The organism is Rhodoferax bucti (assembly GCF_005876985.1).
GTDB classification, from domain to species: domain Bacteria; phylum Pseudomonadota; class Gammaproteobacteria; order Burkholderiales; family Burkholderiaceae_C; genus Allorhodoferax; species Allorhodoferax bucti.
Map to the genome: position 1 here is coordinate 999,721 of NZ_VAHD01000001.1, position 23,366 is coordinate 1,023,086.

The 23,366-nt window shown below is 64.8% G+C and carries 22 protein-coding genes; 19 read left to right on the top strand and 3 right to left on the bottom strand.

From position 1 onward, the window contains the following. Nucleotides 1-77 precede the first annotated feature (77 nt). Complete coding sequence (locus tag FDM28_RS04745; protein WP_170211593.1) at nt 78-1,295, top strand: GGDEF domain-containing protein; 1,218 nt, start codon at nt 78-80, stop codon at nt 1,293-1,295. Between the two features lie 3 nt (nt 1,296-1,298). Here FDM28_RS04745 and lplT read toward each other — a convergent pair whose 3' ends face one another. Next, a complete protein-coding gene (gene lplT / locus FDM28_RS04750; RefSeq protein ID WP_138513533.1) occupies nt 1,299-2,582 on the bottom strand; it encodes a lysophospholipid transporter LplT in 1,284 nt (427 codons plus the stop codon). A 126-nt stretch (nt 2,583-2,708) separates the two neighbouring features. On the opposite strand from lplT, the gene alr reads away from it, so the two are divergent. Next, nucleotides 2,709-3,803: an alanine racemase gene (gene alr, locus FDM28_RS04755; RefSeq protein ID WP_138513535.1), complete on the top strand. Its 1,095-nt coding sequence runs from the start codon at nt 2,709-2,711 to the stop codon at nt 3,801-3,803. 6 nt (nt 3,804-3,809) lie between these two features. Further along, nucleotides 3,810-5,036 (top strand): HD-GYP domain-containing protein, encoded by a 1,227-nt coding sequence (locus FDM28_RS04760; RefSeq protein WP_138513537.1) that lies wholly within the window; start codon nt 3,810-3,812, stop codon nt 5,034-5,036. Here FDM28_RS04760 and FDM28_RS04765 read toward each other — a convergent pair. Continuing rightward, the gene (locus FDM28_RS04765; protein ID WP_138513539.1) at nt 5,011-7,644 is read right to left on the bottom strand and encodes a cation-translocating P-type ATPase; all 2,634 of its coding nucleotides are present in this window, start codon (nt 7,642-7,644) and stop codon (nt 5,011-5,013) included. The genes FDM28_RS04760 and FDM28_RS04765 overlap by 26 nt on opposite strands. 159 nt (nt 7,645-7,803) lie before the next feature. Between FDM28_RS04765 and radA the strand changes: the two genes are divergently transcribed. From radA to waaF, 12 genes are all read left to right on the top strand, one after another. Then, complete coding sequence (gene radA / locus FDM28_RS04770) at nt 7,804-9,171, top strand: DNA repair protein RadA (RefSeq protein ID WP_138513541.1); 1,368 nt, start codon at nt 7,804-7,806, stop codon at nt 9,169-9,171. 87 nt (nt 9,172-9,258) lie between these two features. Beyond that, a complete protein-coding gene (locus FDM28_RS18085) occupies nt 9,259-11,049 on the top strand; it encodes a methyl-accepting chemotaxis protein (RefSeq protein ID WP_138513543.1) in 1,791 nt (596 codons plus the stop codon). An 8-nt stretch (nt 11,050-11,057) separates the two neighbouring features. Then, nucleotides 11,058-11,393, top strand: a complete 336-nt coding sequence (locus FDM28_RS04780) for a hypothetical protein (RefSeq protein ID WP_138513545.1) — start codon at nt 11,058-11,060, stop codon at nt 11,391-11,393. 101 nt (nt 11,394-11,494) lie between these two features. Next, nucleotides 11,495-11,905, top strand: coding sequence for a DUF1924 domain-containing protein (locus FDM28_RS04785; protein ID WP_240791892.1), 411 nt, complete (start codon nt 11,495-11,497; stop codon nt 11,903-11,905). Between the two features lie 32 nt (nt 11,906-11,937). Then, entirely contained in the window at nt 11,938-12,465 is a 528-nt protein-coding gene (locus tag FDM28_RS04790) for a diheme cytochrome c (protein WP_138513549.1), read from the top strand. Between the two features lie 26 nt (nt 12,466-12,491). After that, a complete protein-coding gene (locus FDM28_RS04795) occupies nt 12,492-13,247 on the top strand; it encodes a cytochrome b/b6 domain-containing protein (protein ID WP_138513551.1) in 756 nt (251 codons plus the stop codon). 17 nt (nt 13,248-13,264) lie between these two features. Beyond that, a complete protein-coding gene (locus tag FDM28_RS04800) occupies nt 13,265-13,933 on the top strand; it encodes a response regulator transcription factor (RefSeq protein ID WP_138513553.1) in 669 nt (222 codons plus the stop codon). Then, complete coding sequence (locus tag FDM28_RS04805; RefSeq protein WP_138513555.1) at nt 13,933-15,285, top strand: ATP-binding protein; 1,353 nt, start codon at nt 13,933-13,935, stop codon at nt 15,283-15,285. The genes FDM28_RS04800 and FDM28_RS04805 overlap by 1 nt, the downstream gene beginning before the upstream one ends. 58 nt (nt 15,286-15,343) lie before the next feature. Next, on the top strand, nt 15,344-15,802 hold the full coding sequence (locus FDM28_RS04810; protein WP_138513557.1) for a glycerate kinase: 459 nt from the start codon (nt 15,344-15,346) through the stop codon (nt 15,800-15,802). 50 nt (nt 15,803-15,852) lie between these two features. Next, nucleotides 15,853-16,803, top strand: coding sequence for a branched-chain amino acid transaminase (locus FDM28_RS04815; RefSeq protein ID WP_138513559.1), 951 nt, complete (start codon nt 15,853-15,855; stop codon nt 16,801-16,803). 2 nt (nt 16,804-16,805) lie between these two features. Further along, entirely contained in the window at nt 16,806-17,012 is a 207-nt protein-coding gene (locus tag FDM28_RS04820) for a zinc-finger domain-containing protein (RefSeq protein WP_138513561.1), read from the top strand. Beyond that, the gene (waaF, locus tag FDM28_RS04825; protein ID WP_138513563.1) at nt 17,005-18,006 is read left to right on the top strand and encodes a lipopolysaccharide heptosyltransferase II; all 1,002 of its coding nucleotides are present in this window, start codon (nt 17,005-17,007) and stop codon (nt 18,004-18,006) included. The genes FDM28_RS04820 and waaF overlap by 8 nt, the downstream gene beginning before the upstream one ends. A 282-nt stretch (nt 18,007-18,288) precedes the next feature. Here waaF and FDM28_RS04830 read toward each other — a convergent pair whose 3' ends face one another. Further along, complete coding sequence (locus tag FDM28_RS04830; RefSeq protein WP_138513566.1) at nt 18,289-18,969, bottom strand: nucleoside/nucleotide kinase family protein; 681 nt, start codon at nt 18,967-18,969, stop codon at nt 18,289-18,291. A 129-nt stretch (nt 18,970-19,098) separates the two neighbouring features. On the opposite strand from FDM28_RS04830, the gene FDM28_RS04835 reads away from it, so the two are divergent. The 4 genes from FDM28_RS04835 (at nt 19,099) to FDM28_RS04850 (ending at nt 23,343) form a co-directional block, all read left to right on the top strand. Continuing rightward, nucleotides 19,099-20,085, top strand: coding sequence for a sugar ABC transporter substrate-binding protein (locus tag FDM28_RS04835; protein ID WP_138513568.1), 987 nt, complete (start codon nt 19,099-19,101; stop codon nt 20,083-20,085). Nucleotides 20,086-20,241: 156 nt separating this feature from the next. Then, nucleotides 20,242-21,201: an ABC transporter permease gene (locus FDM28_RS04840; RefSeq protein ID WP_138513570.1), complete on the top strand. Its 960-nt coding sequence runs from the start codon at nt 20,242-20,244 to the stop codon at nt 21,199-21,201. 1 nt (nt 21,202) lies between these two features. After that, entirely contained in the window at nt 21,203-21,991 is a 789-nt protein-coding gene (locus FDM28_RS04845; RefSeq protein ID WP_138513572.1) for an ATP-binding cassette domain-containing protein, read from the top strand. 92 nt (nt 21,992-22,083) lie between these two features. Next, nucleotides 22,084-23,343, top strand: coding sequence for an ROK family transcriptional regulator (locus FDM28_RS04850; RefSeq protein WP_138513574.1), 1,260 nt, complete (start codon nt 22,084-22,086; stop codon nt 23,341-23,343). The last annotated feature ends 23 nt before the right edge of the window (nt 23,344-23,366 follow it).

Consider the following 23,366-nt stretch of genomic DNA (forward strand, 5'->3'; position numbering starts at 1 on the left):
CACCATACCAGCCGCCTAAAAAACTTGTGCTCGCATGGCAATGCTGGGAAGATTTGTGGGGGAGAAGGAGACACAGATTGCGAAACACACCGTGGTATCAACGCTGGTGGGCCCTGTGGATGGGGGCACGCAGCGCCAGTGCGCAAGTCCAGGGCGAGGCCACCATGGAGTCCTTGCGGCGTTACCGCATCATTGCGTGCTTTACCGCGCCATTGCACTTGGCCGTGGCCGGCATTTTTGGCACCGGCGGCGCGCCGAGTGGCCGCCCCGAGTTGGCCAGTTGGGGCACTGCCATTGCGCAAGCCCATCTGGCGGCGGCGGCGGGGGTGGTGCTCACCGCCCTGTGGGCCCACTGGTTTGTGGCCTACCGCCAGCGGGCCACGGCCGGCGCCATCGGCCTGCAAATAGCGGTGGCAGCGGCCTACCTGTACTTTGGTGCCCACGTCACATTGATTGATTTGGCCTTCAACACCGGGGCGGGTGTGGCCACGTACCTGATGATTTGCATCATGTTCGGAGTGCTGGCGCTGATGCGTCCGGCGATTTCGGTGCCGGTGTACCTGCTGACGTATCTGGTGTTTGCCTGGTTGTTGGAGCGCGCCACGGTGAGCGCATCGCAGCTCACCAGCGTGCGCATTCTGGCGCTGGTGGCGCCCGCCTTGGCGCTGATGACCTCGTGGATCAACTGGTCCCAGTACTCCAAAGCAGTGCTGCTGCGCCGCCAGCTCAGCCGCAGCAACGAGGCCATGGCCGCCCAACAGCATGAGCTCGCCTTTCTGGCCGACCACGATGCGCTCACCGGCCTCTACAACCGCCGCGAATTCATGCGGCTGGCGCAACTGGAGCTGCGCCGCGCGAGCCGGGTCCCCGGCGAAACCGCGGTGATCATGGTGGATTTGGACCACTTCAAGCAAATCAACGACCGCCACGGCCACCCCGGTGGGGATGCGGTGCTCGTCGCTACCGCCGCCTGCCTGCAACAGGCTTTGCGGGTCACCGACACACTGGCCCGCTTGGGCGGTGAGGAGTTCATCGTGCTACTGCCCGACACCGGGCGCGAGGGTGCCCTACGGGTGGCAGCCAAGCTGCGGGAGGCCCTGTGGCAGATGGTGGTAGTGTTTGAGGGGACCAATATTCCCGTGACCGCCAGCTTTGGTGTGAGCAGCATGTTGGCGGGTACCGCGGCCAGCGAGACGGCCACGGTAGACACCATTTACGCCGCAGCCGACCGGGCTTTGTATGTGGCCAAGCAGCTGGGGCGTGACCGGGTAGAGTACGCCGCGCCCGAAGGCTAAATCTTAGCCGTGTAGGCTGTCGTTGCGGGCCACATCCAGCAAGTGATTGACCACCGCCGCATGCTCGCGGCAGTTGCGTTCATGCCAGCGCTTGATGAGCCACATGCATCCGGCCACCACAATGCCGAACACGCTGATCGCTCCGAATGCCGAGAGGCCCATGCCGGTCGACAGGCTGTAAAACCCGCCCAAGCCCAGAATGCAGGCCTGCTCATTGAAGTTTTGCACCGCAATCGAGCGGCCCGCACCCATCAGGTTGTGGCCGCGGTGTTGCAGCAAGGCATTCATGGGCACCACCAGGAAGCCGCCCAGGCCCCCCAGCAAAATCAGAAACGGTGCGGCCACCCAGACGTTGGTGATGAAGTTCAGCAAAATCACCAAGAGGCCCATGGCGATGCCCAAGGGCAGCACATTCACCGCATGCTCCAGCCGCATGCGCAGCGAGGCTGCCACCGCGCCCACGGCGGTGCCGATGGCCACCACGCCCACCAGCGCCGACGCCTGCGTCACGCTGTAGCCCAGCGCAGCCGAGGCCCAGGCCAGCACGATGTAGCGCAGGTTGCCGCTCACGCCCCAGAACAGGGTGGTGGTGCCCAACGAAATCTGGCCCAAGCGGTCTTTCCAGAGCTTGGTGTTGCACGACCAGAAATCGGGCAACAGCGTCAACAGATTTTTGGGCATGGCGCGCATGCTCACACCGGTTTCGGGAATGCGGGTGTTGAACCAGGCCGCAACCAGGTAGACAAAAATCATCACGCCAATGGCGGCTTCGGGCGCGGTGTCGATGCTGGTGTCGATCACCGGAAAGTCGAACGACAGCAATAGGCCCGAAATGGTGGGGCTCACCAGCTGGCCGCCCAGCAACACGCCCAGGATGATGGAAGAAATCGTCAGGCCCTCGATCCAGCCATTGGCTTTTACCAGTTGGGAGGCGGGCAGCAACTCGGTCAGGATGCCGTATTTCGCCGGTGAGTAGGCCGCCGCGCCCAGGCCCACGATGGCATAGGCCATGAGCGGGTGGGTGCCAAACAGCATCAGCAGGCAGCCCACGACCTTGATGCCGTTGCTGATCAGCATGACTTTGCCCTTGGGCATAGCGTCGGCAAACGCACCCACAAAAGGCGCCAAAACGACGTAAAACAACGCAAACATGGGTACGAGCGCCGCTTGCTGCCACTCCGGCGAACCGGAACTGCGCAGCAACTGGACGGCTCCCACAAACAAGGCGTTGTCGGCCAGCGAGCTGAAAAACTGCGCTGACATGATGGTGTAAAAGCCGCGTTTCATGGGTCGGGTCAGGGCGCATTAGCGGGGCTAATGCGCAGGGTATTGTTGTGAGTCTCCAAACGTGCGATGGTTATAGCACGGCATGGAATGTCAAAATTCTCCCAGTTCCTTCTTGCCGTCCTGCCCATGCCACGTCCCATACAAGCCACCATCCATACCCAGGCCTTGCGCCACAACCTCGAAGCCTGCCGCCGCGCTGCGCCGGATGCCCGTATCTGGGCCGTGGTCAAAGCCAACGCCTATGGCCATGGCATCGAGCGTGCTTTCGAGGGCTTGCGGGGCGCAGACGGCATTGCACTCCTGGATCTGGACGAGGCCCAGCGGGTACGCAACCTGGGTTGGCGCGGGCCCATCCTGTTGCTGGAGGGCGTGTTTGAACAACGCGACCTGGAGCTGTGCTCCCGCCTGGGGCTGTGGCACACGGTGCATTGCCAGGAGCAGATCGACATGCTGGCCATCCACAAAACCAACGAGCCGCACCGCGTGTTCCTCAAGGTCAACTCTGGCATGAACCGCCTGGGCTTCCAGCCCGAGCAGGTGCGCTCGGCCTGGACGCGCCTCAACGCCCTGCCGCAAGTGGACGAGATTTCGCTCATGACCCACTTCAGCGATGCCGACGGCCCCAAAGGCATTGCGCAGCAGATGGCGGTGTTCAAGCGGGCTACCGACGACCTGCCCGGCGAGCGCACCGTGAGCAACAGCGCGGCCACCCTGCGGCACTCCGGCCCTGGCTTGGTGTCCGACTGGGTGCGGGCCGGCATTGCCACCTACGGCAGTGCGCCCGACTACCCCGAGCACGACATCGCCCACTGGGGCCTGCAGCCCACCATGACGCTTGCTGCAAAAATCATAGCTACTCGCGCACTATCGGCGGGCGATACAGTCGGATATGGCTCTACTTTTGTAGCTGACAAGCCCATGCGCATCGGTGTGGTGGCCTGCGGTTATGCCGACGGTTACCCCCGCATCTGCCCCACCGGCACCCCGGTGCTCATCAACGGGGTGCGCAGCCGCATCGTGGGCCGCGTCAGCATGGACATGATTACCGTCGATCTCGACCCCGTGCCCCAGGCCGGCATGGGCAGCGACGTCACGCTGTGGGGCCGGGCGGCGAATGGCGCGGTGCTGCCGATTGACGAAGTGGCCGCCGCAGCCGGCACCGTGGGCTACGAGCTGATGTGTGCGCTCGCGCAGCGGGTGCCGGTGGTCGTGGCAGACTAGCCCCCCATGAAATATGTGCCCATTCCTATCGCCATGCTGGAAGTGGGCAGCCCTTTGCCGATTGACATCTGGAGCGACACCGGCCAGTTGCTCCTGAAGAAAGGGCAGCCCGTCGTCTCCGAGCAGCACCGCGCCAAGCTGCACGCCTTCAACGCCTGCTCCACGCCGGGCGACGCACTGGCCTGGCAGCGCGCCTACGAGCGCATGGTGCACGAGATGCTGCGCGAGGGGGTGGATGTGCAAACCATCGCCAGAGCGCCCATGCCTCAGCGCATCCGCGAGGCCGACTACGTGGTCGGCACTCCTTTGAGCGGTGGCTGGCCCGATGTGCAGGATGTGCTGCGCGGCATCGTTTACCAGGGCGGGCTGGCGATCAGCCCCTTGTCCCGGCTCGACGGCATTGCCCGTGCGGTGCTCAAGCTGGTGGCGGCTGACCCGGACGATGCTTTGTTCCGCCTCTTCCAAATGCTCTCCGACAACAGCCTGGGCTACTGCGCCACCCACGGCCTGCTGTGCGGCACCATCAGCCTGCTGACCGCCGACAAACTGGGGCTGGATGCCAGCGTGCGCCGCAGCCTGTTGGACGCCGCCCTGACCATGAACATCGGCATGGCGCGCGACCAGGACAGCCTCTCCCGCCAAAAAACACCGCCCACCAAATGGCAGCGCCAACTGATTGTGGACCACCCGGTCATCAGCGCCACCACCCTGCGCAACCTGGGGCTGGAAGACGAAGACACGCTTGACTTGGTGCGCTGGCACCACCACCCGCAGCACCCGGATGCGCTGCCGCGCAACAGCATGGCCCGCCGCATTCTGGCCACGGCCGATGCGTTTGTCGCCAAGATGGCTGCCCGCAAAAGTCGCGGGCCCTTGCCACCGATTGCGGCTGCCAAATCCATCTTCGCCGGTACCGAGGGCGAGGCCGCTACTGTGGGCGCAGCCATGGCCACTGTGGCCGGTTTTTACCCGCCCGGCACCTATGTGATGTTGGCCAGCGGCGACACGGCGGTGGTAGCCCAGCGTGGCATCCGCGCCAACGCGCCCTGGGTGATTCCGGTGCTCGATAAAAACGCCATGCCGGTCTTGCAATACACCTGCCGCGACACCAACGACCCTGCCTGGGCGCTGGTGGCCCCTTTGAGTTTTCAGACGGTGCGGGTCGCCGTGAATGCCGACAAGGCCCAGCGCGCCCGCAGCCGCCTGCCTAAGCCGGCTTTGAAGAGCGCCTGAGCGCGGCGGCCAAGGGCTGCACTGCCTTGAGGGCCATACAGGCCGCCAGGGTCAGGCCCACCAGCGCGGCGCACACGCCCCATTGCGCTGCATCGAGCGGTGCAAAGGCCGAAAGCTTTTGCAGCCAGGGCACATACACCATGGCCAGCAGCACCGCTAGCGCCACGGCGCACACGCCCCACAGCAGCCGGTTGGGGGGCAGCAGCCAGGTACGCGGGCTCCAGTGCGCGCTGCGGTTCATCAAGATCAGGCCCAGGTTCACCAGCAGCAGGGTGGCAAACGCCAGGGTGCGCGCCTGCTCGGGGCCGCCGTAGTCGGGGGTGGCGTGCGCCAAACCCCAGGCCATGGCCCCCATGACCGCCAGCAAGCCCAAGCCGCCCTGGGCCAGCGCCTGCCAGAGGGTGAAGCGGCCCAGCAGCGCTGCACGCACATCGCGCGGAGGCTGCTGCATGCCGTCCTGCTCGGCGGGCTCGTTTTCAAACACCATGGAGCAGGCGGGGTCGATCACCAGCTCCAGAAACGCAATGTGCAGCGGGTAGAGGGCCGTGGGCCAGCCCAGCAGCACGGGCAGCAGCGCCATGCCGGCAATCGGCACATGCACCGCCAGCACATAGGCCATGGACTTGCGCACATTGTCAAAAATGCGCCGGCCCAGCTGCACGGCGGCGGCAATCGATGCAAAGTTGTCGTCCAGCAGCACCAGCGCCGCGCTTTCGCGGGCCACATCGGTGCCGCGCTGGCCCATAGCAATGCCGACGTGAGCGGCCTTGAGGGCGGGGGCGTCGTTCACCCCGTCGCCGGTCATGGCCACGATCTGGCCCTCCGCTTGCAAGGCCTGCACAATGCGCAGCTTTTGCACCGGCGCCACGCGGGCGCACACCCGGGTGTGGCGCATGCGGGTGCGCAGGGCTGTGTCGTCCAGGGTGTCGATCTCGTGGCCGCTCAGCACCTGCGCGCCCTGTGCGCCTGCTGCGTCGGGTGCTGTGCGCAGGATGCCGGCGTGCCGGGCGATCGCGGTGGCCGTGCCGGGGTGGTCGCCGGTGATCATCACCACCCGGATGCCTGCCTGGTGGCAGCTCGCCACCGAGGCGGCAATGCCGGGGCGCAGCGGGTCTTCCAGCCCGATCAGGCCGAGCAGGGTGAAGTCGAAATCATGTTCATGCCCAGGCAAGGTCACGGTGCCCGCCGCCCCCGGCACCCGGCCGGCGGCCACACCCAGCACCCGCAGGCCCTGGCCCGCCAGGGCGGTAGCCGCTGCCTGTACGCGGACCAGCTCATCCGGTGGCAGGTGGCACAAGTCAAACACCGCCTCCGGCGCACCTTTGGCGGCCACGATGTGGGCATCGCCATCCACCGCCGTCCACACATGCGACATGGCGCGCAGCTGGGGGCTCAGGCCGTATTCGCGCACCAGCGTCCAGTCGCGGTGCAGGTGTTCGGTGTCTTGCAGGGTTTGCGCGCCTAGGTGGTGAAAGGCTTGCTCCATCGGGTCAAACGGTTCTTGCACGCTGGCCAGAATCGCGTATTCAGCCACGCCGTGAAAGGCCTCCGGCAAGGCGTGGGGCGCCGCATCGGTCAAGGGCAGGGTGGCATCGGGTGCGCTTGTGCCGCCATAGGCAAACAGGGCGGCCACGCGCATGCGGTTTTCGGTCAGGGTGCCGGTTTTGTCCACGCACAGCACCGAGGTGGCGCCCAGGGTTTCAATGGCGGCCAAGCGCCGGGTCAGCACCTGCTGGCGTGCGAGCCGCCACGCGCCCAGCGCTGGCAGCACGGTGAGGATGACGGTGAACTCCTGCGGCAGCAAGGCCATGGCCAGCGCAATCGCGGAGAGCAGGGCGGCCGTCCAGTCGCCATGCATCCACCCGCTGGCCAGAAACAGCAGCAGGCTGGCCGCGCCGGCGATGACCGCCAGGCGCTGCACCAGCACGGCGGTTTGCCGCTTGAGCGGCGAGTCTTCGGGGCCCAGCCCGTCCAGCGCACTGCCGATGCGCCCCATGGCGGATGCCGCACCGGTGTGCTCCACCACCGCCAGCCCGTGGCCGCGCACCAGCAGGGTGCCGCCGAAGAGTTGGGCATCGCCCTCCGGGGCCTTGTCTACCGGCACCGATTCGCCGCTGAGCATGGACTCATCCGCCATCACCTCGTTGCCGCTGAGCAGCCGCGCATCTGCCGCCACGCGGTCGCCCTCGGCCAGCACCAGCACATCGCCGGGCACCACGGTGTGGCCCGGTACGGCCTGGGTGACGCCGTCGCGCAGCACCTGGGCCTGCGGGCTGGCGAGCTGGCGCAGGGCCTGCATGGCGTGCTCGGTTTTGCCCTCCTGGTAGAGGGTGAGGGCCAGCACCAGCAGCACCAGCCCCATCAGAATGCTGCCCTCCTGCCAGTCGCCGAGCAGGCCGTAAAGCAAGGCGGCGCCCAGCAGCAGCAAAAACATGGGCTCGGTGAGCGTTTCGCGGGCGATGTGGGTCCACCGGCGTGAACCGGCACCGGGCAGCGTATTGGGCCCGTGGGTGGCGAGCAGCTCGGCGGCGCGGGCGCTGCTCAGCCCCCGGCTGGCGGGCTCGGCCGCATTCGTGCGATCTGCGCTGGTTTCAGATGAAAGTGCCATCTAGCCCCCGTGGAATATGCGCAAGCAGCTCCTGATTTGGTAGCAAGCAGAGCCTTGCGCAGTGCCCCATGTTAGACCGCCTGCGCTGCCAAGTCTGTGATCTGGCACATGGTGGCGGCGGTTTGTGTATCTGTGATTTTGTACAGTATTATGGGCGCCATGGCCAAAGAAAAAACCATCTACACCTGCAATGAATGCGGCGGCACCAGCCCCAAGTGGCTGGGCAAGTGCCCGCACTGCAATGCGTGGAATACGCTCATCGAATCCGTGGCGAGTAGCGACGCCCCGGCCAAAAACCGCTTCGCTTCCTTGGCCAAGACGGCCGAGGTCACGGTGCTCTCCGACATCGAGGCGCAGGACGTGGAGCGCACCCCCACCGGCCACGAGGAGCTGGACCGCGTGCTGGGTGGTGGCATGGTGGAAGGCGGCGTGGTGCTGATTGGTGGCGACCCCGGCATCGGCAAGTCCACGCTCTTGCTGCAGGCGTTGGATTCGCTGCAGCGCTCGGGCAAGTCCACGCTATATGTGACCGGTGAAGAAAGTGGGGCGCAGGTCGCCTTGCGATCGCGCCGCTTGGGGCTGGACCACTCGCAGGTGAAAGTGCTGGCCGAGATTCAGCTCGAAAAAATCCTCGCCACTCTGGAGGCCAACCGCCCGGACGTGGCGGTGATTGACTCCATCCAGACCGTGTACTCCGAGCAGCTCACCAGCGCGCCGGGCTCGGTGGCCCAGGTGCGGGAGTGCGCAGCCCACCTGACCCGTACGGCCAAGGCCAGCGGCACCGCCATCGTGCTGGTGGGCCATGTCACCAAAGAGGGCGCGCTGGCCGGGCCGCGCGTGCTGGAGCACATGGTGGACACGGTGCTGTACTTTGAGGGCGACACGCACAGCCAGTTCCGGCTGGTGCGCGCCATCAAAAACCGCTTTGGCGCGGTGAACGAGATTGGCGTGTTCGCCATGACCGAAAAAGGCCTCAAGGGCGTGAGCAATCCGAGCGCCATCTTTTTGAGCCAGCACGCCGAGCCGGTACCCGGCAGTTGCGTGATGGTGACGTTGGAGGGCACCCGCCCGTTGCTGGTGGAAATTCAGGCGCTGGTGGACATGGGTGGCCCGTCCCCTCGCCGCTTGAGCGTGGGCTTGGACAAAGACCGCTTGGCCATGCTGCTGGCCGTGTTGCACCGTCACGCCGGCGTGGCGTGTATGGACCAGGATGTGTTCATCAATGCGGTGGGCGGCGTGCGTATCGGCGAACCCGCGGCCGACTTGGCAGTCATGCTCTCCATCACCTCCAGCCTGCGCGGCAAGCCGCTGCCCAAAGGCTTCATCGCGTTTGGCGAAGTGGGGTTGGCCGGCGAGGTGCGCCCGGCACCGCGCGGGCAGGAGCGCCTGAAAGAAGCTGCCAAGCTGGGCTTCACCATGGCCGTGGTGCCCAAGGCGAATGCACCCAAAAAACCCATTGAGGGCATGATCATCCACGCGGTGGACCGGGTGGAAGAGGCCATGAACGTGGTGCGCGGCCTGGGCTGACACGGGCGCTAAATCCGTCTTTCCTCGGGTTGTTGTAGCCCATGGGCAGGGCTAAGATGGCTCCAAACCATAAAAGGAGACCTGTTCATGAAATCCAGTCACCTCACCCTGGCCGCGAAACTGTGGCTGTTCGTTGGGGGCATCATGGCGTTGTTGGTGTTTACGCTGATGTTTGCCACCGCCCGCAGCAGCGCGCTCCAGGCCCGTGCGGATGCCGCCGCAACCGCCCAAAACGCCAAAATCAATCTCGCACTGCAGTGGGCTGGCCAGGTGGAAACCCAGTTGACCCGCATCGTGGCCACGGCTGCGACGGCCGACACCGCGGTGGACGAGCTGTTCAAAGCGCAGATTCCAGCCGCCAGCGCGCGCATCACCGAAATCCAGAAGCAGGTGGAAGCCAGCGGCCTGGATGACGAAGAGAAGGCCCTGGTCGCCCGCATTGTGGAAGAGCGCAAGGTTGCCTTGGTGTCGCTGGCCAAAGTGCGAGATTTCAAAGCTGCCGGGGACCAGCCGTCTGCCGCCGCAGAGGCCAAAACGAATTTGCAGCCCGGCGTCGACAAGTATGTGAAGTCGCTGCAAGAGTTCACCGAGCTGCAAAAGAGCCGCTCCACCAAGCTCAACGAGCACCTGCAGGATGAGCGTGCCGCCAACAACTGGTTGACGCGCGGCATGGTGGGCGTGTTGCTGCTGCTCTTGGCGGCTGGAACCATGGTGCTGGTCCGCCAGATTCGCCAGCCGCTCAAAGATGCGATTGCGGTGGCCGAAAAAATTGCCTCGGGTGATTTGAGTGCCCGGATTCACACCGACCGTGGTGACGAGTTTGGCGAAATGATGCTCGCGCTGGCCCATATGCAAGACCAGCTGGTGCACCTCGTGGCCGATGTGCGCCATGGCACTGACAGCATTGCCACCGCCAGCGAAGAAATCGCTACCGGCAACCAAGACCTAGCCAACCGCACCGAGCAAACGGCGTCTAACCTGGAGAAAACGGCCTCCAGCATGCAGCAGCTCACCGGCACGGTGAAGCAGTCTGCCGAGTCGGCGCGCCAGGCCAACCAGTTGGCTGCCTCGGCTGCCCAAGTGGCCGAGCGCGGGGGCGAGGTGGTGAGCCAGGTGGTGTCCACCATGGATGACATCAACGCCAGCTCCCGCAAGATCAGCGACATCATCAGCGTGATTGACGGCATTGCTTTCCAGACCAACATCCTCGCCTTGAATGCGGCGGTGGAAGCCGCCCGCGCCGGCGAGCAGGGCCGGGGCTTTGCGGTGGTGGCCAGCGAGGTGCGCAGCCTGGCCGGCCGCTCGGCCGATGCCGCCAAAGAGATCAAAACCCTGATCAACACTAGCGTTGAAAAAGTGGATGGTGGTGCGGCACTGGTCGCCCAGGCCGGCCAGACCATGACCGAAATCGTGAGCTCGGTGCGCCGTGTGACCGACATCATGGGTGAGATCACAGCCGCCGCCACCGAGCAGTCGGATGGCATTGCCGAGGTGAATGGCGCCGTGGGCCAGCTCGACCAGATGACCCAGCAAAATGCCGCGCTGGTGGAAGAGTCTGCGGCCGCTGCCAGCAGCATGAAAGACCAGGCCCATCGCCTGGCGCAGGTGGTGGCGTCCTTCAAGCTGCAACCGGGTTTGGCCACCGCGCGCGCCACCCCGGCGGTGGTCAAAGCGCCGCCCAAACTGAGCACCGCATCGGCGCCCCGGAGCTTGGCGGCTGCGTCTGTCAGCGCGCCCGTGCTGGCGCGTGTTGCAGCGCCAGTGGCTGCCAAGCCCAAGGCGAGCGTGCCCAAGCCCGCCCCGGAGCCGCTGCGGACCCCACCGAAACTGGCCAAAGCCACTCCCGCCGGCGGGGATGACGATTGGGAAACCTTCTAAGCCCTTCCATGCGCTGGCTCAACAAGTTGCCCCATAGCATCCGCTCGGCCTCCGGGCTGGAGTGGGCGCTGTGGCGCAAGCTGCCGCTGATTGCATTGTTGGGCACGCTGCTGCCGGTGCTGGGCTTGCTGCTCTACCACTGGGCGCAAGACGGTGGCACCCCGGCCCAGGCGCGGGCCCTGCAGTTGGCGGACTACATCGTGCTGGGGGTACTGATTTTTCACTGGACCCTGGTGCTCACCGTCGCCATCGGCTGTGTGGTGGTGATGGTGATGAAGGGCCCCGGCTATGTGGCCGATGGGCTGGAGGTGAGCCACAGCGACCATCCCCGCGCGGACCTCTAGCCCGCGCTGCTCTTTGCGCTGGCACCGGTGGTGCTCCGCCGGGGCGTCCCTTAAGACCTGCTTAATCTTGGCCGGCCACCATGCAGGGCATGGAGGTAAGCATGTCATTCATCCGCACCGTAATCCGCCCGCTGGCAGGGAGCTTGGCGCTGGTCGCCGCCCTGGCGGGCACGGCTTGGGCCGGCACCCCGCAAGAGCAGCTCAACGCTTTGAGCGCTCAGGCTGGCCGCAGCCCCAACCCGGCGCAGGGCCAGCAGTTTTTCAACGCCAAGCATGGCCGTGAATGGAGCTGCGCCTCCTGCCACAACGCCCAGCCAACGGGCGAGGGCAAGCACGCCAACACCGGCAAAACCATCTCCGCCCTGGCCCCGGCCTTCAACCCCGAGCGCTTTACCGACCCCGCCAAGAGCGAAAAGTGGTTCCGTCGCAACTGCAACGACGTGCTCGCCCGCGAGTGCACCGCCGCCGAAAAGGCTGACATGCTGGCCTGGCTCATCAGCCTCAAGCGCTGAGCCCTTCTGCATACCGTGGACAGGAGAAATTCATGAAAAATAGCCCTCTAGCGCCCGCGTTTCGTGCGCAAGTAGCTATCAAATGTGTAGCAATTGTTGGTGCCTTGCTTGCCGGTGTTGCGCAGGCTGACAGCCCGCAGCGCGTCACCCCTTTGCCCAAATACCAGCAGGAATGTGTGGCCTGCCACGTGGCTTACCCGCCGGGCATGCTGCCGGCCGCGTCGTGGAAACGCATCATGGGCTCGCTGGACAAGCACTTCGGCACCGATGCCTCGCTGGACGAAGCCAGTGTGCGCGAGATCAGCGGCTGGCTGCAAACCCATGCGGGCACCTACAAGCGGGTGTCCGAAGAGCCGCCGCAGGACCGCATCACCCGTTCGCAGTGGTTTGTGCGCAAACACCGCGAGGTAGATCCGCAAATCTGGAAGCAGGCGGCCGTCAAAAGCGCGGCCAACTGTGCCGCCTGCCACACCGCCGCCGACAAGGGCAGTTTCCGCGAATCTGAAATCCAATTTCCCAAAGGGCTGGACGCGCGCTTTCGCCGCGGCTGGCCCGACTGATGGCCCGGCCATTGAAAGGCGTCTTCATGTCTTCTACCTCTTATTCCGGCGCAGCAGATACGCGCGCCCCTGCCTCCCCCGCGCGCAGCCGCCGCGTGGTGGATGCACCCACGCGGGTGTTCCATGCGCTGTTCGCGTTGTGCTTTCTGGGGGCTTACCTCACGTCCGAGGGCGAGTCCATGCGCTTGCTGCATGTGACTTTGGGCTACAGCATGGCCGGCTTGCTGGCGTTCCGGGTGGTCTACGGGCTGGTAGGTCCACGCCAGGCCCGCTTGAGCCTGCTCTGGCGCAAGCTGGGTTCTCTGCCGCAGTGGCTGGCGTCGCTCAAGCAGGGGGTGGCAGACGGCAGTCTGGTGGCCGTGAACTGGCGCCAGGGCCAAAACCTGGTGCTGGCCATCGCGGTGGTGGCCCTGCTGGTGCTGGTGGTGCCGCTCACCGCGTCCGGGTATGCCACCTACAACGAATGGGGTGACTGGCTGGGCGAGGTGCACGAGGTGGCGGGCAACGCCTTTTTGCTGCTGGTGCTGGCTCACATCGGGGTGATTGCGCTCATGAGCCTGCTGCGCCGCAAAAACATGGCTATGCAGATGGTGCACGGCCGCACCGAGGGCCCCGGCCCCGATCTCGTGCAGCGCAACCACGGCTGGCTGGCGGTATTGATGCTGGTGGCGGTGCTGGGCTACTGGAGCTGGGAGTGGCAGCAGTCTCCCAACGGCCTCATCTCGGCGCAGGCGGTGAGCGACCTCGTGAGCGGGCGCGAGACGGACGACGGCGACGATTGAATCGGAGATACTGAACCATGCGCATCCTTTTGGCTGAAGACGACTCCATGCTGGGTGACGGCCTGCGGGCCGGCTTGCGCCAAGCCGGTTTTCAGGTGGATTGGGTGCGCGATGGCTTGGCCGCCGAGCGCGAGCTGCGCGCGGTGGACTATGCCGCGGCCGTGCTCGACCTGGGCCTGCCCGGCCAGGACGGCATGGACGTGCTGCGTGCCCTGCGGGCCGCGCGCAACACCACGCCGGTATTGGTGCTGACCGCGCGGGACGCGGTGCCCGACCGCATTCGCGGGCTGGATGCGGGAGCCGACGACTATGTGCTCAAACCGGTGGACCTGCACGAGCTGGCGGCCCGGCTGCGCTCGCTGGTGCGCCGCTCGCACGGCGTGGCGCAAGACGTGTTGCAGGCCGGTGCCTTGCGCCTGGACCCTGCCGCCCGGCAGGTGAGCTGGCACGGCGAGCCGGTACTGCTGTCCACCCGCGAGTTCGATTTGCTGCATGCCCTGATGCGCAGTGCGGGCCGCGTGCTCTCGCGCGAGCAGCTGGAGCAGCAGATGTACAGCTGGGGCCTGGAGGTGGAGAGCAACACCATTGAGGTGCACATCCACCACCTGCGCCGCAAGCTGCAGGCGGATGTGATCCAGACCGTGCGCGGCGTGGGCTACCTGCTCAATACCCAGGCGGGCGTGTGATGCTTTTGCGCCTGCATTCCATCCAACTGCGCTTGCTGGCGTATTTGTCGGCGGGAGTGGCGCTGGTCTGGCTGGCGGCTGCCGTGTGGACCTGGGTGGACGCGCGCCACGAGGTGGACGAGCTGCTGGACAGCCACCTCGCCCAGGCCGCCGCGTTGCTGGTGGTGCAGCAAGCCCATGTGGACGATGACGACGATGCGCTAGAGGCCCCGGTGCTGCACAAGTACGCACCGCGTGTGGCGTTTCAGGTGTTTCACGATGGCGCACTGGCCACCCGCTCGGGCAATGCGGGCACCACGCCCATGAGCGGCGAGACGCGGGGCTTCTCTACCGTCAAGGGGGAGGGCGGCGAGTACTGGCGTGTCTTTGCCACCCGTGGCAACAAGCGCGATATCCAGGTGTTTGTGGGCGAGCAGCTGGACTCGCGCAACAGCATTTTGATGGCGGTGTTGCGCGGCATGCTCTTGCCCTCGGTGCTGGCTTTGCCCTTGCTGGCCGCACTGTTGTGGTGGGCGGTGCGCAAGGCGCTGGCGCCGCTAGATGCGCTGGGCCGCACCCTGAGCAGCCGCGCGCCGGACAGCACCGAGCCGGTGCCACAACACGATTTGCCCAGCGAGATGCGGCCCATGGTGGACGAGCTCAATGCGCTCTTGCAGCGCATCGAAGGCATGGTCGCCGCTGAGCGGCGCTTCACCGCCGATGCCGCGCATGAGCTGCGCACGCCGATTGCCGCCATCCGCGCCCAGGCCCAGGTGGCCATGGGCGCGGGGGACGATGCCGATGAGCGCCGCCACGCCCTGCAACACACCCTGGCGGGCTGCGATCGTGCGGCTCGCTTGGTCGATCAGCTGCTCACCCTCGCCCGGTTGGAGGCGCCCGCCGCCACGGCGTCATCGGGGCGCACCGACCTGAGCGCCCTGGCCCGCAGCGTGGCTGCCGACATCGCTCCCCAAGCCTTGGCGCAGGGACAGGATCTGGAGTTGCAGGCAACAGAATCCTGCGGGGTCGCCGCTGATGAGGTGTTGCTGCGGGTGCTGCTGCGCAATTTGCTGGACAACGCTTCCCGCTACGCGGGCCCGGGCGCACGCCTTGCCGTGGTAGTGGCCGTGGCGCAGGGCCGGGTGCAGCTCACGGTGGAGGACAGCGGGCCCGGATTGACCGATGCCGAGATGGCGCGCCTGGGCGAGCGCTTTTTCCGGGTGCTGGGCAATGCGCAGACCGGTAGCGGCCTGGGCTGTTCCATCGTGCGGCGCATTGCGCAGGCCACGGGCGCGCAGGTGCAGGTGGCGCGCTCCAAGGCCTTGGGGGGCTTGCAGGTGCAGGTGGCGTGGCCGCTGGCGCCTCCGGCGTAGTGGCGTTGGCCTGAGGGGGTTTTGTGGCTAGGCCGCCGGAGCCTGCCAAAATCGCGGCATGTTGTTTCAAAAATTCCAACGCATCGTGATTCCGCTGGCCGCCTTGGCCGCGCTTGTTTTGAGTTATCGCCATTACGGCTGGCCCGGTGTGGCCTTGGTCGGGGGCGGTTTGGTGATGTGGCAGCTGCTGCACTTCACCCGCATGCTGCAGGTGCTCAAGCGGGCGGCGAACCGCCCCATCGGGCATGTTGACAGCGCCGTCATGCTCCACGCCAAGCTGCGCGCCGGGCTGCCGCTGTTGCATGTGGTGGCCATGACCCGCTCCCTGGGGCAACTGGAGTCGCCCAAAGACACCCAGCCGGAGCGCTTCCGCTGGACGGATGCGTCCGGCAGCAGCGTGTTGTGCGTGTTTTTAGCGGGCAAGTTGCAAAGCTGGGACTTGCAGCGCCCGCCGGTGGACGACACCGCACCCACCGCCGCCGGCCCCCTGGGGCTGGCGACGGACGCAGCCCCGTAAAATCCGCCTTTTGGCAAAACCTGCAACCAAAACCCTACAAGGACACCCCGATGAGCGTACTACCTCCTTCCATGTCGGATCGCGACGGAAAAATCTGGATGGATGGCCAACTGGTCGACTGGCGCGACGCCAAGATCCACGTGCTGAGCCACACGCTGCACTACGGTTGCGGTGCGTTTGAAGGCGTGCGCGCCTACAACACGGTCAACGGCCCCGCCATCTTCCGCTTGCAGGAGCACACCGAGCGCCTCTTCAACAGCGCCAAGATTCTGCGCATGGCGATTCCCTTCACCCAGGACCAGGTGAACGAAGCCCAGTGCGCCGTCATCCGTGAAAACAAGCTGGAATCCGGCTACCTGCGGCCGCTCACCTGGATCGGCGACAAGAAGCTGGGCGTGTCCCCCAAGGGCAACACCATCCACTTGATGGTGGCTGCCTGGGCCTGGGGCGCCTACCTGGGCGAAGAGGGCATGAAGCGCGGCATCCGCGTCAAGACCAGCAGCTACACCCGCCACCACGTCAACATCACCATGACGCAGGCCAAGGCGGTGAGCAACTACACCAACTCCATCCTCGCCAACATGGAAGCCACCGACGACGGCTACGACGAAGCCCTGCTGCTGGACAGCTCCGGTTTCGTGTCCGAAGGTGCGGGCGAAAACATCTTCGTGATCAAGAACGGCGTGATCTACACCCCCGACCTGTCGGCCGGTGCCCTCAACGGCATTACCCGCAACACGGTGTTCCACATCGCCAAAGATTTGGGCCTGGAAATCGTGCAAAAGCGCATCACCCGTGACGAGGTCTACATAGCCGACGAAGCCTTCTTCACCGGCACCGCCGCCGAAGTGACCCCCATCCGCGAGCTGGACCGCATCGAGCTGGGCAAGGGCGACTACGTGGGCAGCCGTGGCCCGATCACCGAAAAAATCCAAACCGCGTTCTTTGACATCGTCAACGGTCGCAACCCGAAATACGCCCACTGGCTCACGAAAGTCTGATCATGTCCCAAGCTGTTATTGAACTCCTGGCCTCCGACCTGAATCACCAAGGCGGAGTGTTCTGCCCCAGCCCGGTCGCAGGCATGCAAACCTGGAACACCCACCCCAAGGTGTACCTGGACGTAGGCCGTTCCGGCGAAGCCAAGTGCCCCTACTGCGGCACTGTCTACAAGCTGAAGGACGGCGAGCATTTCGAAGGCCATCATTAAGTCTCTGGTCATCGCGCCCCAATGGATAGGGGATGCGGTGATGACCGAGCCGCTCCTGCGCCGCCTAGCCGCGCGGGGCGAGCGCATCACGGTGGCGGCGGTGCCGTGGGTGGCGCCGGTGTACCGCGCCATGCCCCAGGTCGCCGAGGTGTGGGTCCTGCCCTTTGCGCGCGGTGGCGTGCAGTGGGCCGCCCGCCGAGCCTATGCGGCGGGTTTGCGCGGCCAGTTCGCCAAAGCCTATGTGTGCCCCAACTCCCTCAAGAGCGCGCTGATTCCTTTTTTCGCCGGTATCCCTGAGCGCATCGGCTACCGGGGGGAGCTGCGCATTGGTTTGCTGAACCGTCGCTTGCCCAACCCGCCCAAGCACAGCCGCCCGCCCATGGTGGCGTTTTACTCGGCGTTGAGTTGCGAAGCCGGGGTGGAGGCGGACCGCCCCACGCTGCAAGTGACTGCAAACACCATTCAGACCGTGCTGGCCCCGCGCGGCTTGCAGGCCCACGGGTTTTACGTGGTGGCGCCAGGGGCCGAATACGGTCCCGCCAAGCGTTGGCCGGCCGCGCATTTCAGCGCCTTGGCCGCCCGCCTGGAGCTGCCGGTGCTGCTGCTGGGTTCCGCCAAAGACGATGCGGTGTGCACGGAGATTGCTGAGGCGGTCAACGCGCAGCGCCCCGGGCACTGCACCAACCTGGCAGGGCGCACCAGCCTGGACGAGGCAGTGGCACTGATTGCCGGTGCGCACGCCATGGTGAGCAACGACTCAGGTCTCATGCATGTGGCCGCCGCCTTCGGAGTGCAGCAGGTGGCGCTCTTTGGCTCGTCCAGCCCACTGCACACGCCGCCGCTGAATGACGCGGCCACGGTGATCTGGCTCAAGAACGATGCCGCTTACCAGCCGCCGCTGAATTGCGCGCCCTGCTTTCAGCGCGAGTGCCCCTTGGGCCATACCCGCTGCCTGCAGGACATCACACCGGACAAGGTGCTATCAGTTTTGTAGCTGCTTGCGCACATTCTGTAAGCGCTAGCGGCCAATTTGGCACAAAAAAAAGCCACCCGAGGGTGGCTTTGTAAAGTCCCCGGAGGGACGTCGTTGGAACCTGTTGAAGGAGGCCTATTGATTGGCCTTCTCTTCTATCCTTGTGAACTGTGACAGCAGCTGGGATGAATTTTCCAGCGATGGCGCACAAAGTGCCATCCCCCATTCGGGTGAATTTGCACACTTTTCCAAAAATTTTTGCGGCTGTGCAGCATTTTTGGGTCTACCACCGGGTTCGGGCCCTCAAAACGAGGGCAGCACCCAGTCCGCCCGGTGTTGGGTGGCGTTGATGCGCACGGCGTTGGGCTCGTCGGTGCTGGCAATCCAGTCGCGTGCGGCCTGCTCGCTGCGGCCGTAGCGCATGTGCCGCTCCAGCAACCGCGTGTGGCGCACGCCGGGGTCCAGGTCGAGGTACCAGGCTTCGTCCAGCAAGGCACGCACGCCGGCCCAGGGCCCTTCGTCCATCAGCAGGTAATTGCCCTCGGTGATCACCAGCGGCTTGTCCGCGTGGACGGAGATGCTGCCGGCAATGGACTCTTCCAGCGTGCGGTCAAAGTCCGGGGCGTACACAGTGTCGCCTGCCTGTTGCGCACGAATGCGCTGTAGCAAATGCACATAGCCGGCGCTGTCAAAAGTCTGGGGCGCGCCTTTGCAGTGGCGCAGGCCCAGGCGTTCCAGCTCGCGGTTGGCTAGGTGAAATCCGTCCATGGGCAGGTACTGGCTGCGGGTGCTGAAGTGCTGCTGCAAGGTCTGCGCCAGTGTCGATTTGCCGGCCCCCGGCCCAGCGGCAATGCCCAGAATGACGCGCCGGCCCTGCGCCAAGAGCGCTTCGACCCGCGCAAGGGCCTCGGCGGGCAGCGTCACGGTGGGCGGTGAGGTGGTGGTGGGAGTCGAAATATTTGCAGCGGGATTAGGGTTTTCCATAATTAAAGTAACTTGATTTAATAAGGTTTCAAAGTCTATAGTTCCGCCACGCCGAAACCAGAGCGTAGTTGCCCGGGGAGTCCCCCGGGTTTCATGACCACAAGTGTCGTACCGACCGAGGAGACTTGAATGAAAAAATCCGCACCCCTGATCTTGTCCGCATTGGCTTTGGCCGCTTCTGGCGCATTTGCCGCTAACGAACCCGTGATCGGCCTGATCACCAAAACCGAAACCAACCCCTTCTTCGTGAAGATGAAGGAAGGCGCTGCCGCTGAAGCCAAGAAGCTCGGCGCCAAGCTGCTGACCGCTTCTGGCAAAAAGGACGGCGACACCGCCTCCCAAATCGCCGCGATTGAAAACATGACCGCCCGCGGTGCCAAGACCATTCTGATCACCTACTCGGGTGACGCCGTGATCCCCGCAGTGAAAAAGGCCCAGGAAAAAGGCGTGCAAGTCATCGCTCTGGACAGCCCGTTTGAAGGCGCTGACGCTTTGTTCGCCACCGACAACTACAAGGCCGGCGAGCTGATCGGTCAGTACGCCAAGGCTTCTTTGGGTGGCAAGCCCGCCAAGATCGCCATGTTGGACCTGTTCCCCGGCCACCCTGTGGGTGCCCAGCGCCACAACGGCTTCATGAAGGGTTTCGGCCTGCAAGCCAATGACGCCAAGTCCAACGAGCTGTCCAAGACCGCAGAAACTGTGTGCGCGGCCGACACCGACGGCAACCAGGCCAAGGGCCAGACCGCCATGGAAACCTGTTTGCAAAAGGACCCGGCCATCAACGTGGTCTACACCATCAATGAACCCGCTGCTGCCGGTGCTTACAACGCACTGAAGAAGGCCGGCAAGGAAAAAGGCGTGCTCATCCTGTCGGTGGACGGCGGTTGCGCTGGCATTGCAGACGTGGGCAAGGGTGTGATCGCAGCTACCTCGCAGCAATACCCCTTGAAGATGGCTTCCATGGGTGTGGCCGCTGGTGTGGAATACGCCAAGACCGGCAAGAAGGCATCTGGCTACGTGGACACCGGCGTGACCCTGATTGCAGGCAAGCCCGTGGCTGGCGTGGACAGCAAAGACGTCAAGGTCGGTACCGACCTGTGCTGGGGCAAGAAGTAAGCTGAAACGGGCTCACGCCGTGTGGGCCTCGCGGCCCGGAGGTCAGAGTGTTCTGACGCCGGGCCTTCTCTGTGGACCCGATGACAGAACTCATCGCAAGCCGCATTTTCCGATTTTGTTTTTATGGCGCCGCGTGGCTCCCCCTTGGAACCTTCCATGGCTCAACCTACCCCTAAAAAAATCCCTTGGGCGATGCTCGGCCCTTGGCTGGCCCTGTTGGCGGCATGCGCGTTTTTTGCGACGCAATCAGACCGCTTTTTGACCGGGGAAAACCTTTCGCTGGTGCTGCAGCAGGTCATGATCGTTGGCGTGTTAGCCATTGGCCAGACCTTGATCATCCTGACCGCCGGCATCGACCTGTCTTGCGGGATGGTGATGGCGCTGGGCGGCATCATCATGACCAAGTTCACCATGGACTTGGGCCTCCCCCCTGTGGTGGGGATCGCCTGCGGTATCGGTGTCACAGCCCTGTTCGGTTTGCTGAACGGCTTGTTGGTTACCAAGGTCAAGTTGCCCTCGTTCATAGTGACGCTAGGCACCATGAACATCGCCTTCGCGATTACCCAGATTTACTCTGAAGCCCAGACTGTGGGTGATTTGCCCGAGGTGATGACAGGCTTGGGCAACACCTTTACCCTGGGCGGCACCTCGGTGGCGTGGGGCACGGTGGTGATGTTGGCTTTGTACGTCCTCGCATGGCACCTGCTGCGTGACACCGCCTCCGGCCGCCACGTGTACGCCGTGGGTAACAACCCCGAAGCCGTGCGCCTGAGCGGTATCTCGGTGGAGCGTGTTCTGTTGGGTGTTTACGTGCTTGCCGGCGTGCTGTATGGCATTGCCGCTCTTCTTTCTGTAGCGCGTACCGGTGTGGGCGACCCGCAGGCCGGCCAGACTGAAAACCTGGATGCCATCACCGCTGTGGTGCTGGGGGGCACGTCGCTCTTCGGCGGGCGGGGTGTGATTTTGGGTTCCTTGGTGGGCGCGGTGATTGTGGGCGTGTTCCGCAACGGGCTTACCCTGATGGACGTGGCTTCGGTCTACCAGACCTTGATCACCGGCATTCTGGTCATCCTGGCGGTGGCCGCAGACCAACTTTCTCGCAAGGGAGCTCGCTGATATGTCCACTCCCCAAATCGTTCTTAAAGCCAGTGGCCTGGTGAAGCGCTACGGCGGTGTCACGGCGCTGGATGGCGTGGACTTCGAGCTGCGCGCCGGTGAGATCTTGGCGGTCATTGGTGATAACGGCGCTGGCAAGTCCAGCCTGATCAAAGCCCTGTCGGGCGCCGTGGTGCCGGATGAGGGCACCATGGAGCTCGATGGCAAGTCCGTGCTGTTTCGCTCGCCCATCGACGCGCGTCGCCATGGCATTGAAACCGTGTACCAGGATTTGGCGGTGGCACCTGCCATGTCGATTGCCGAGAACCTGTTTCTGGGCCGTGAGTTGCGCCGCCCCGGCGTGCTGGGCAGCGTGTTCCGTTCGCTGGACAAAAAACGCATGCTGGACGAAGCCATCAGCCGCATGAATGACCTCAAGGTCGGCATCCGCTCCATGACGCAGGCGGTGGAAACGCTCTCCGGAGGCCAACGCCAGTGCGTCGCGGTGGCCCGTGCGGCGGCGTTCGCGCAGCACGTGGTCATCATGGACGAGCCCACCGCCGCCTTGGGCGTGAAGGAGGGCAATATGGTGCTGGAGCTGATCCGCCGGGTGCGCGACAAGGGCTTGCCAGTGATCCTGATCAGCCACAATATGCCCCATGTGTTTGAGATTGCGGACCGCATCCACATCCAGCGCCTAGGCAAGCGGGCCTGTGTGGTCAACCCCAAGGCCATCAGCATGAGTGACACTGTTGCGGTGATGACAGGTGCCAAAGCCGTGGAAGACTTGCCGGAGTCGGCGCTCGCCTGAGAGCGATGGGAAAGCGCTGGCCGTGGGATCGGGAAAATCCTCTAAAAACTTTTCCGCCGGGCGGAGAGTTCCTAGGGGAAAATCCGCCCACCATGAATCTTGATGCCCCTCTGCCGAACGCCATTCCCGACGCCCTTGCACTTTCAAGTGCCTCTGCGCCGCCGGTGCTGCGGCCGCGCGGGTCCAACCATGTGGGCATGCGCCAGTTCAATGAACGGGTGGTGCTCCAGGCCATCCGCCTCAATGGCAGCTTGCCCAAGGCCGATCTGGCCCGCCTCACCGGGCTGACGGCGCAAACCATCGGGCTGATTACGACCCGCCTGGAAGACGACGGCTTGCTGCTGCGGCAAGACCGCGTCCGCGGCCGCATCGGTCAGCCCTCGGTGCCGATGGCGCTGAACCCGGACGGTGCGTTCTCCATGGGGATCAAAATCGGCCGGCGCAGCGCAGACTGGTTGCTGGTGGATTTCACCGGCGCGGTGCGGATGCGCGAAACACTGCCCTACGACTTCCCCGACGCCGAAGTGCTGCTGCCTGAAGTGCAAAAGCGCATGCGCGCCCTGCAAGAGGGCTTGGGCCCCCTGGCCCAGCGGATTGTGGGCGTGGGGGTGGCGGCTCCGTTCAACTTGGGGGGCTGGCACAAGATGCTGGGCCTTTCCCAAACCGTGTCGGACCAGTGGAACCATATCGACTTGGCCGCCCAGGTGCAGGCCATGACCGATGTGCCGGTGAGCTTTGCCAAAGACACCCAGGCCGCTTGCGTGGCCGAGCTGGTGTCCGGCCGGGGCCGGGACCTCAAGAGCTTTTTGTATTTGTTTGTGGACACCTTTGTGGGCGGCGGGCTGGTGCTCAACTCGCACCTGCATGGCGGCATCCACGGCAATGCGGGTGCGGTGGCCTCGCTGCCCTTGCAAGTGGCCAGCGGCGGTACGGTGCCCGAGCAGTTGCTGGCGCACGCCTCGCTGTGGGAGCTGGAGCAGCACTACAAAGAACGTGGACTGGACCCCAGCGCCGCCTACGACGACCGTGCCATGGAAGGCGCCCATGCCCCGGTGACTGACGCCTGGATTGCCAGCGCAGCCCAAGGTCTGGCGCAGTGCGTGGTCAGTGGCACGGCCTTTTTGGATATCGACGCGGTGGTGATCGACGGCTCTTTCTCCCGCCCCATGCTCAAGCGGGTGATTGAGCAAACCACGCTGGCACTGCGCAACTACAACTGGGAAGGCATCTGGCCGGCCAAGGTGATTGCGGGCAGCATGGGTTCGGACGCCCGGGCCTTGGGGGGCGCCTTGCTGCCCCTGCACGAGAACTTTGCACCGGACCGGGATTTGTTCCTGAAAGTGACCGGCTGATCGCCGGTGCCGGGCCTCTTGGC

Excerpts from the sequence above, each read along its gene's own strand:
- FDM28_RS04850 (WP_138513574.1), top strand. The coding sequence starts at position 22,084 with ATGAATCTTGATGCCCCTCTGCCGAACGCCATTCCCGACGCCCTTGCA.
- FDM28_RS04800 (WP_138513553.1), top strand. The coding sequence starts at position 13,265 with ATGCGCATCCTTTTGGCTGAAGACGACTCCATGCTGGGTGACGGCCTG.
- alr (WP_138513535.1), top strand. The coding sequence starts at position 2,709 with ATGCCACGTCCCATACAAGCCACCATCCATACCCAGGCCTTGCGCCAC.
- FDM28_RS04795 (WP_138513551.1), top strand. The coding sequence starts at position 12,492 with ATGTCTTCTACCTCTTATTCCGGCGCAGCAGATACGCGCGCCCCTGCC.
- FDM28_RS04780 (WP_138513545.1), top strand. The coding sequence starts at position 11,058 with ATGCGCTGGCTCAACAAGTTGCCCCATAGCATCCGCTCGGCCTCCGGG.
- FDM28_RS04805 (WP_138513555.1), top strand. The coding sequence starts at position 13,933 with ATGCTTTTGCGCCTGCATTCCATCCAACTGCGCTTGCTGGCGTATTTG.
- FDM28_RS04815 (WP_138513559.1), top strand. The coding sequence starts at position 15,853 with ATGAGCGTACTACCTCCTTCCATGTCGGATCGCGACGGAAAAATCTGG.
- FDM28_RS18085 (WP_138513543.1), top strand. The coding sequence starts at position 9,259 with ATGAAATCCAGTCACCTCACCCTGGCCGCGAAACTGTGGCTGTTCGTT.
- FDM28_RS04835 (WP_138513568.1), top strand. The coding sequence starts at position 19,099 with ATGAAAAAATCCGCACCCCTGATCTTGTCCGCATTGGCTTTGGCCGCT.
- FDM28_RS04820 (WP_138513561.1), top strand. The coding sequence starts at position 16,806 with ATGTCCCAAGCTGTTATTGAACTCCTGGCCTCCGACCTGAATCACCAA.
- FDM28_RS04845 (WP_138513572.1), top strand. The coding sequence starts at position 21,203 with ATGTCCACTCCCCAAATCGTTCTTAAAGCCAGTGGCCTGGTGAAGCGC.
- FDM28_RS04810 (WP_138513557.1), top strand. The coding sequence starts at position 15,344 with ATGTTGTTTCAAAAATTCCAACGCATCGTGATTCCGCTGGCCGCCTTG.
- radA (WP_138513541.1), top strand. The coding sequence starts at position 7,804 with ATGGCCAAAGAAAAAACCATCTACACCTGCAATGAATGCGGCGGCACC.
- FDM28_RS04790 (WP_138513549.1), top strand. The coding sequence starts at position 11,938 with ATGAAAAATAGCCCTCTAGCGCCCGCGTTTCGTGCGCAAGTAGCTATC.
- FDM28_RS04785 (WP_240791892.1), top strand. The coding sequence starts at position 11,495 with ATGTCATTCATCCGCACCGTAATCCGCCCGCTGGCAGGGAGCTTGGCG.
- FDM28_RS04765 (WP_138513539.1), bottom strand. The coding sequence starts at position 7,644 with ATGGCACTTTCATCTGAAACCAGCGCAGATCGCACGAATGCGGCCGAG.
- FDM28_RS04830 (WP_138513566.1), bottom strand. The coding sequence starts at position 18,969 with ATGGAAAACCCTAATCCCGCTGCAAATATTTCGACTCCCACCACCACC.
- FDM28_RS04840 (WP_138513570.1), top strand. The coding sequence starts at position 20,242 with ATGGCTCAACCTACCCCTAAAAAAATCCCTTGGGCGATGCTCGGCCCT.
- lplT (WP_138513533.1), bottom strand. The coding sequence starts at position 2,582 with ATGAAACGCGGCTTTTACACCATCATGTCAGCGCAGTTTTTCAGCTCG.
- FDM28_RS04760 (WP_138513537.1), top strand. The coding sequence starts at position 3,810 with ATGAAATATGTGCCCATTCCTATCGCCATGCTGGAAGTGGGCAGCCCT.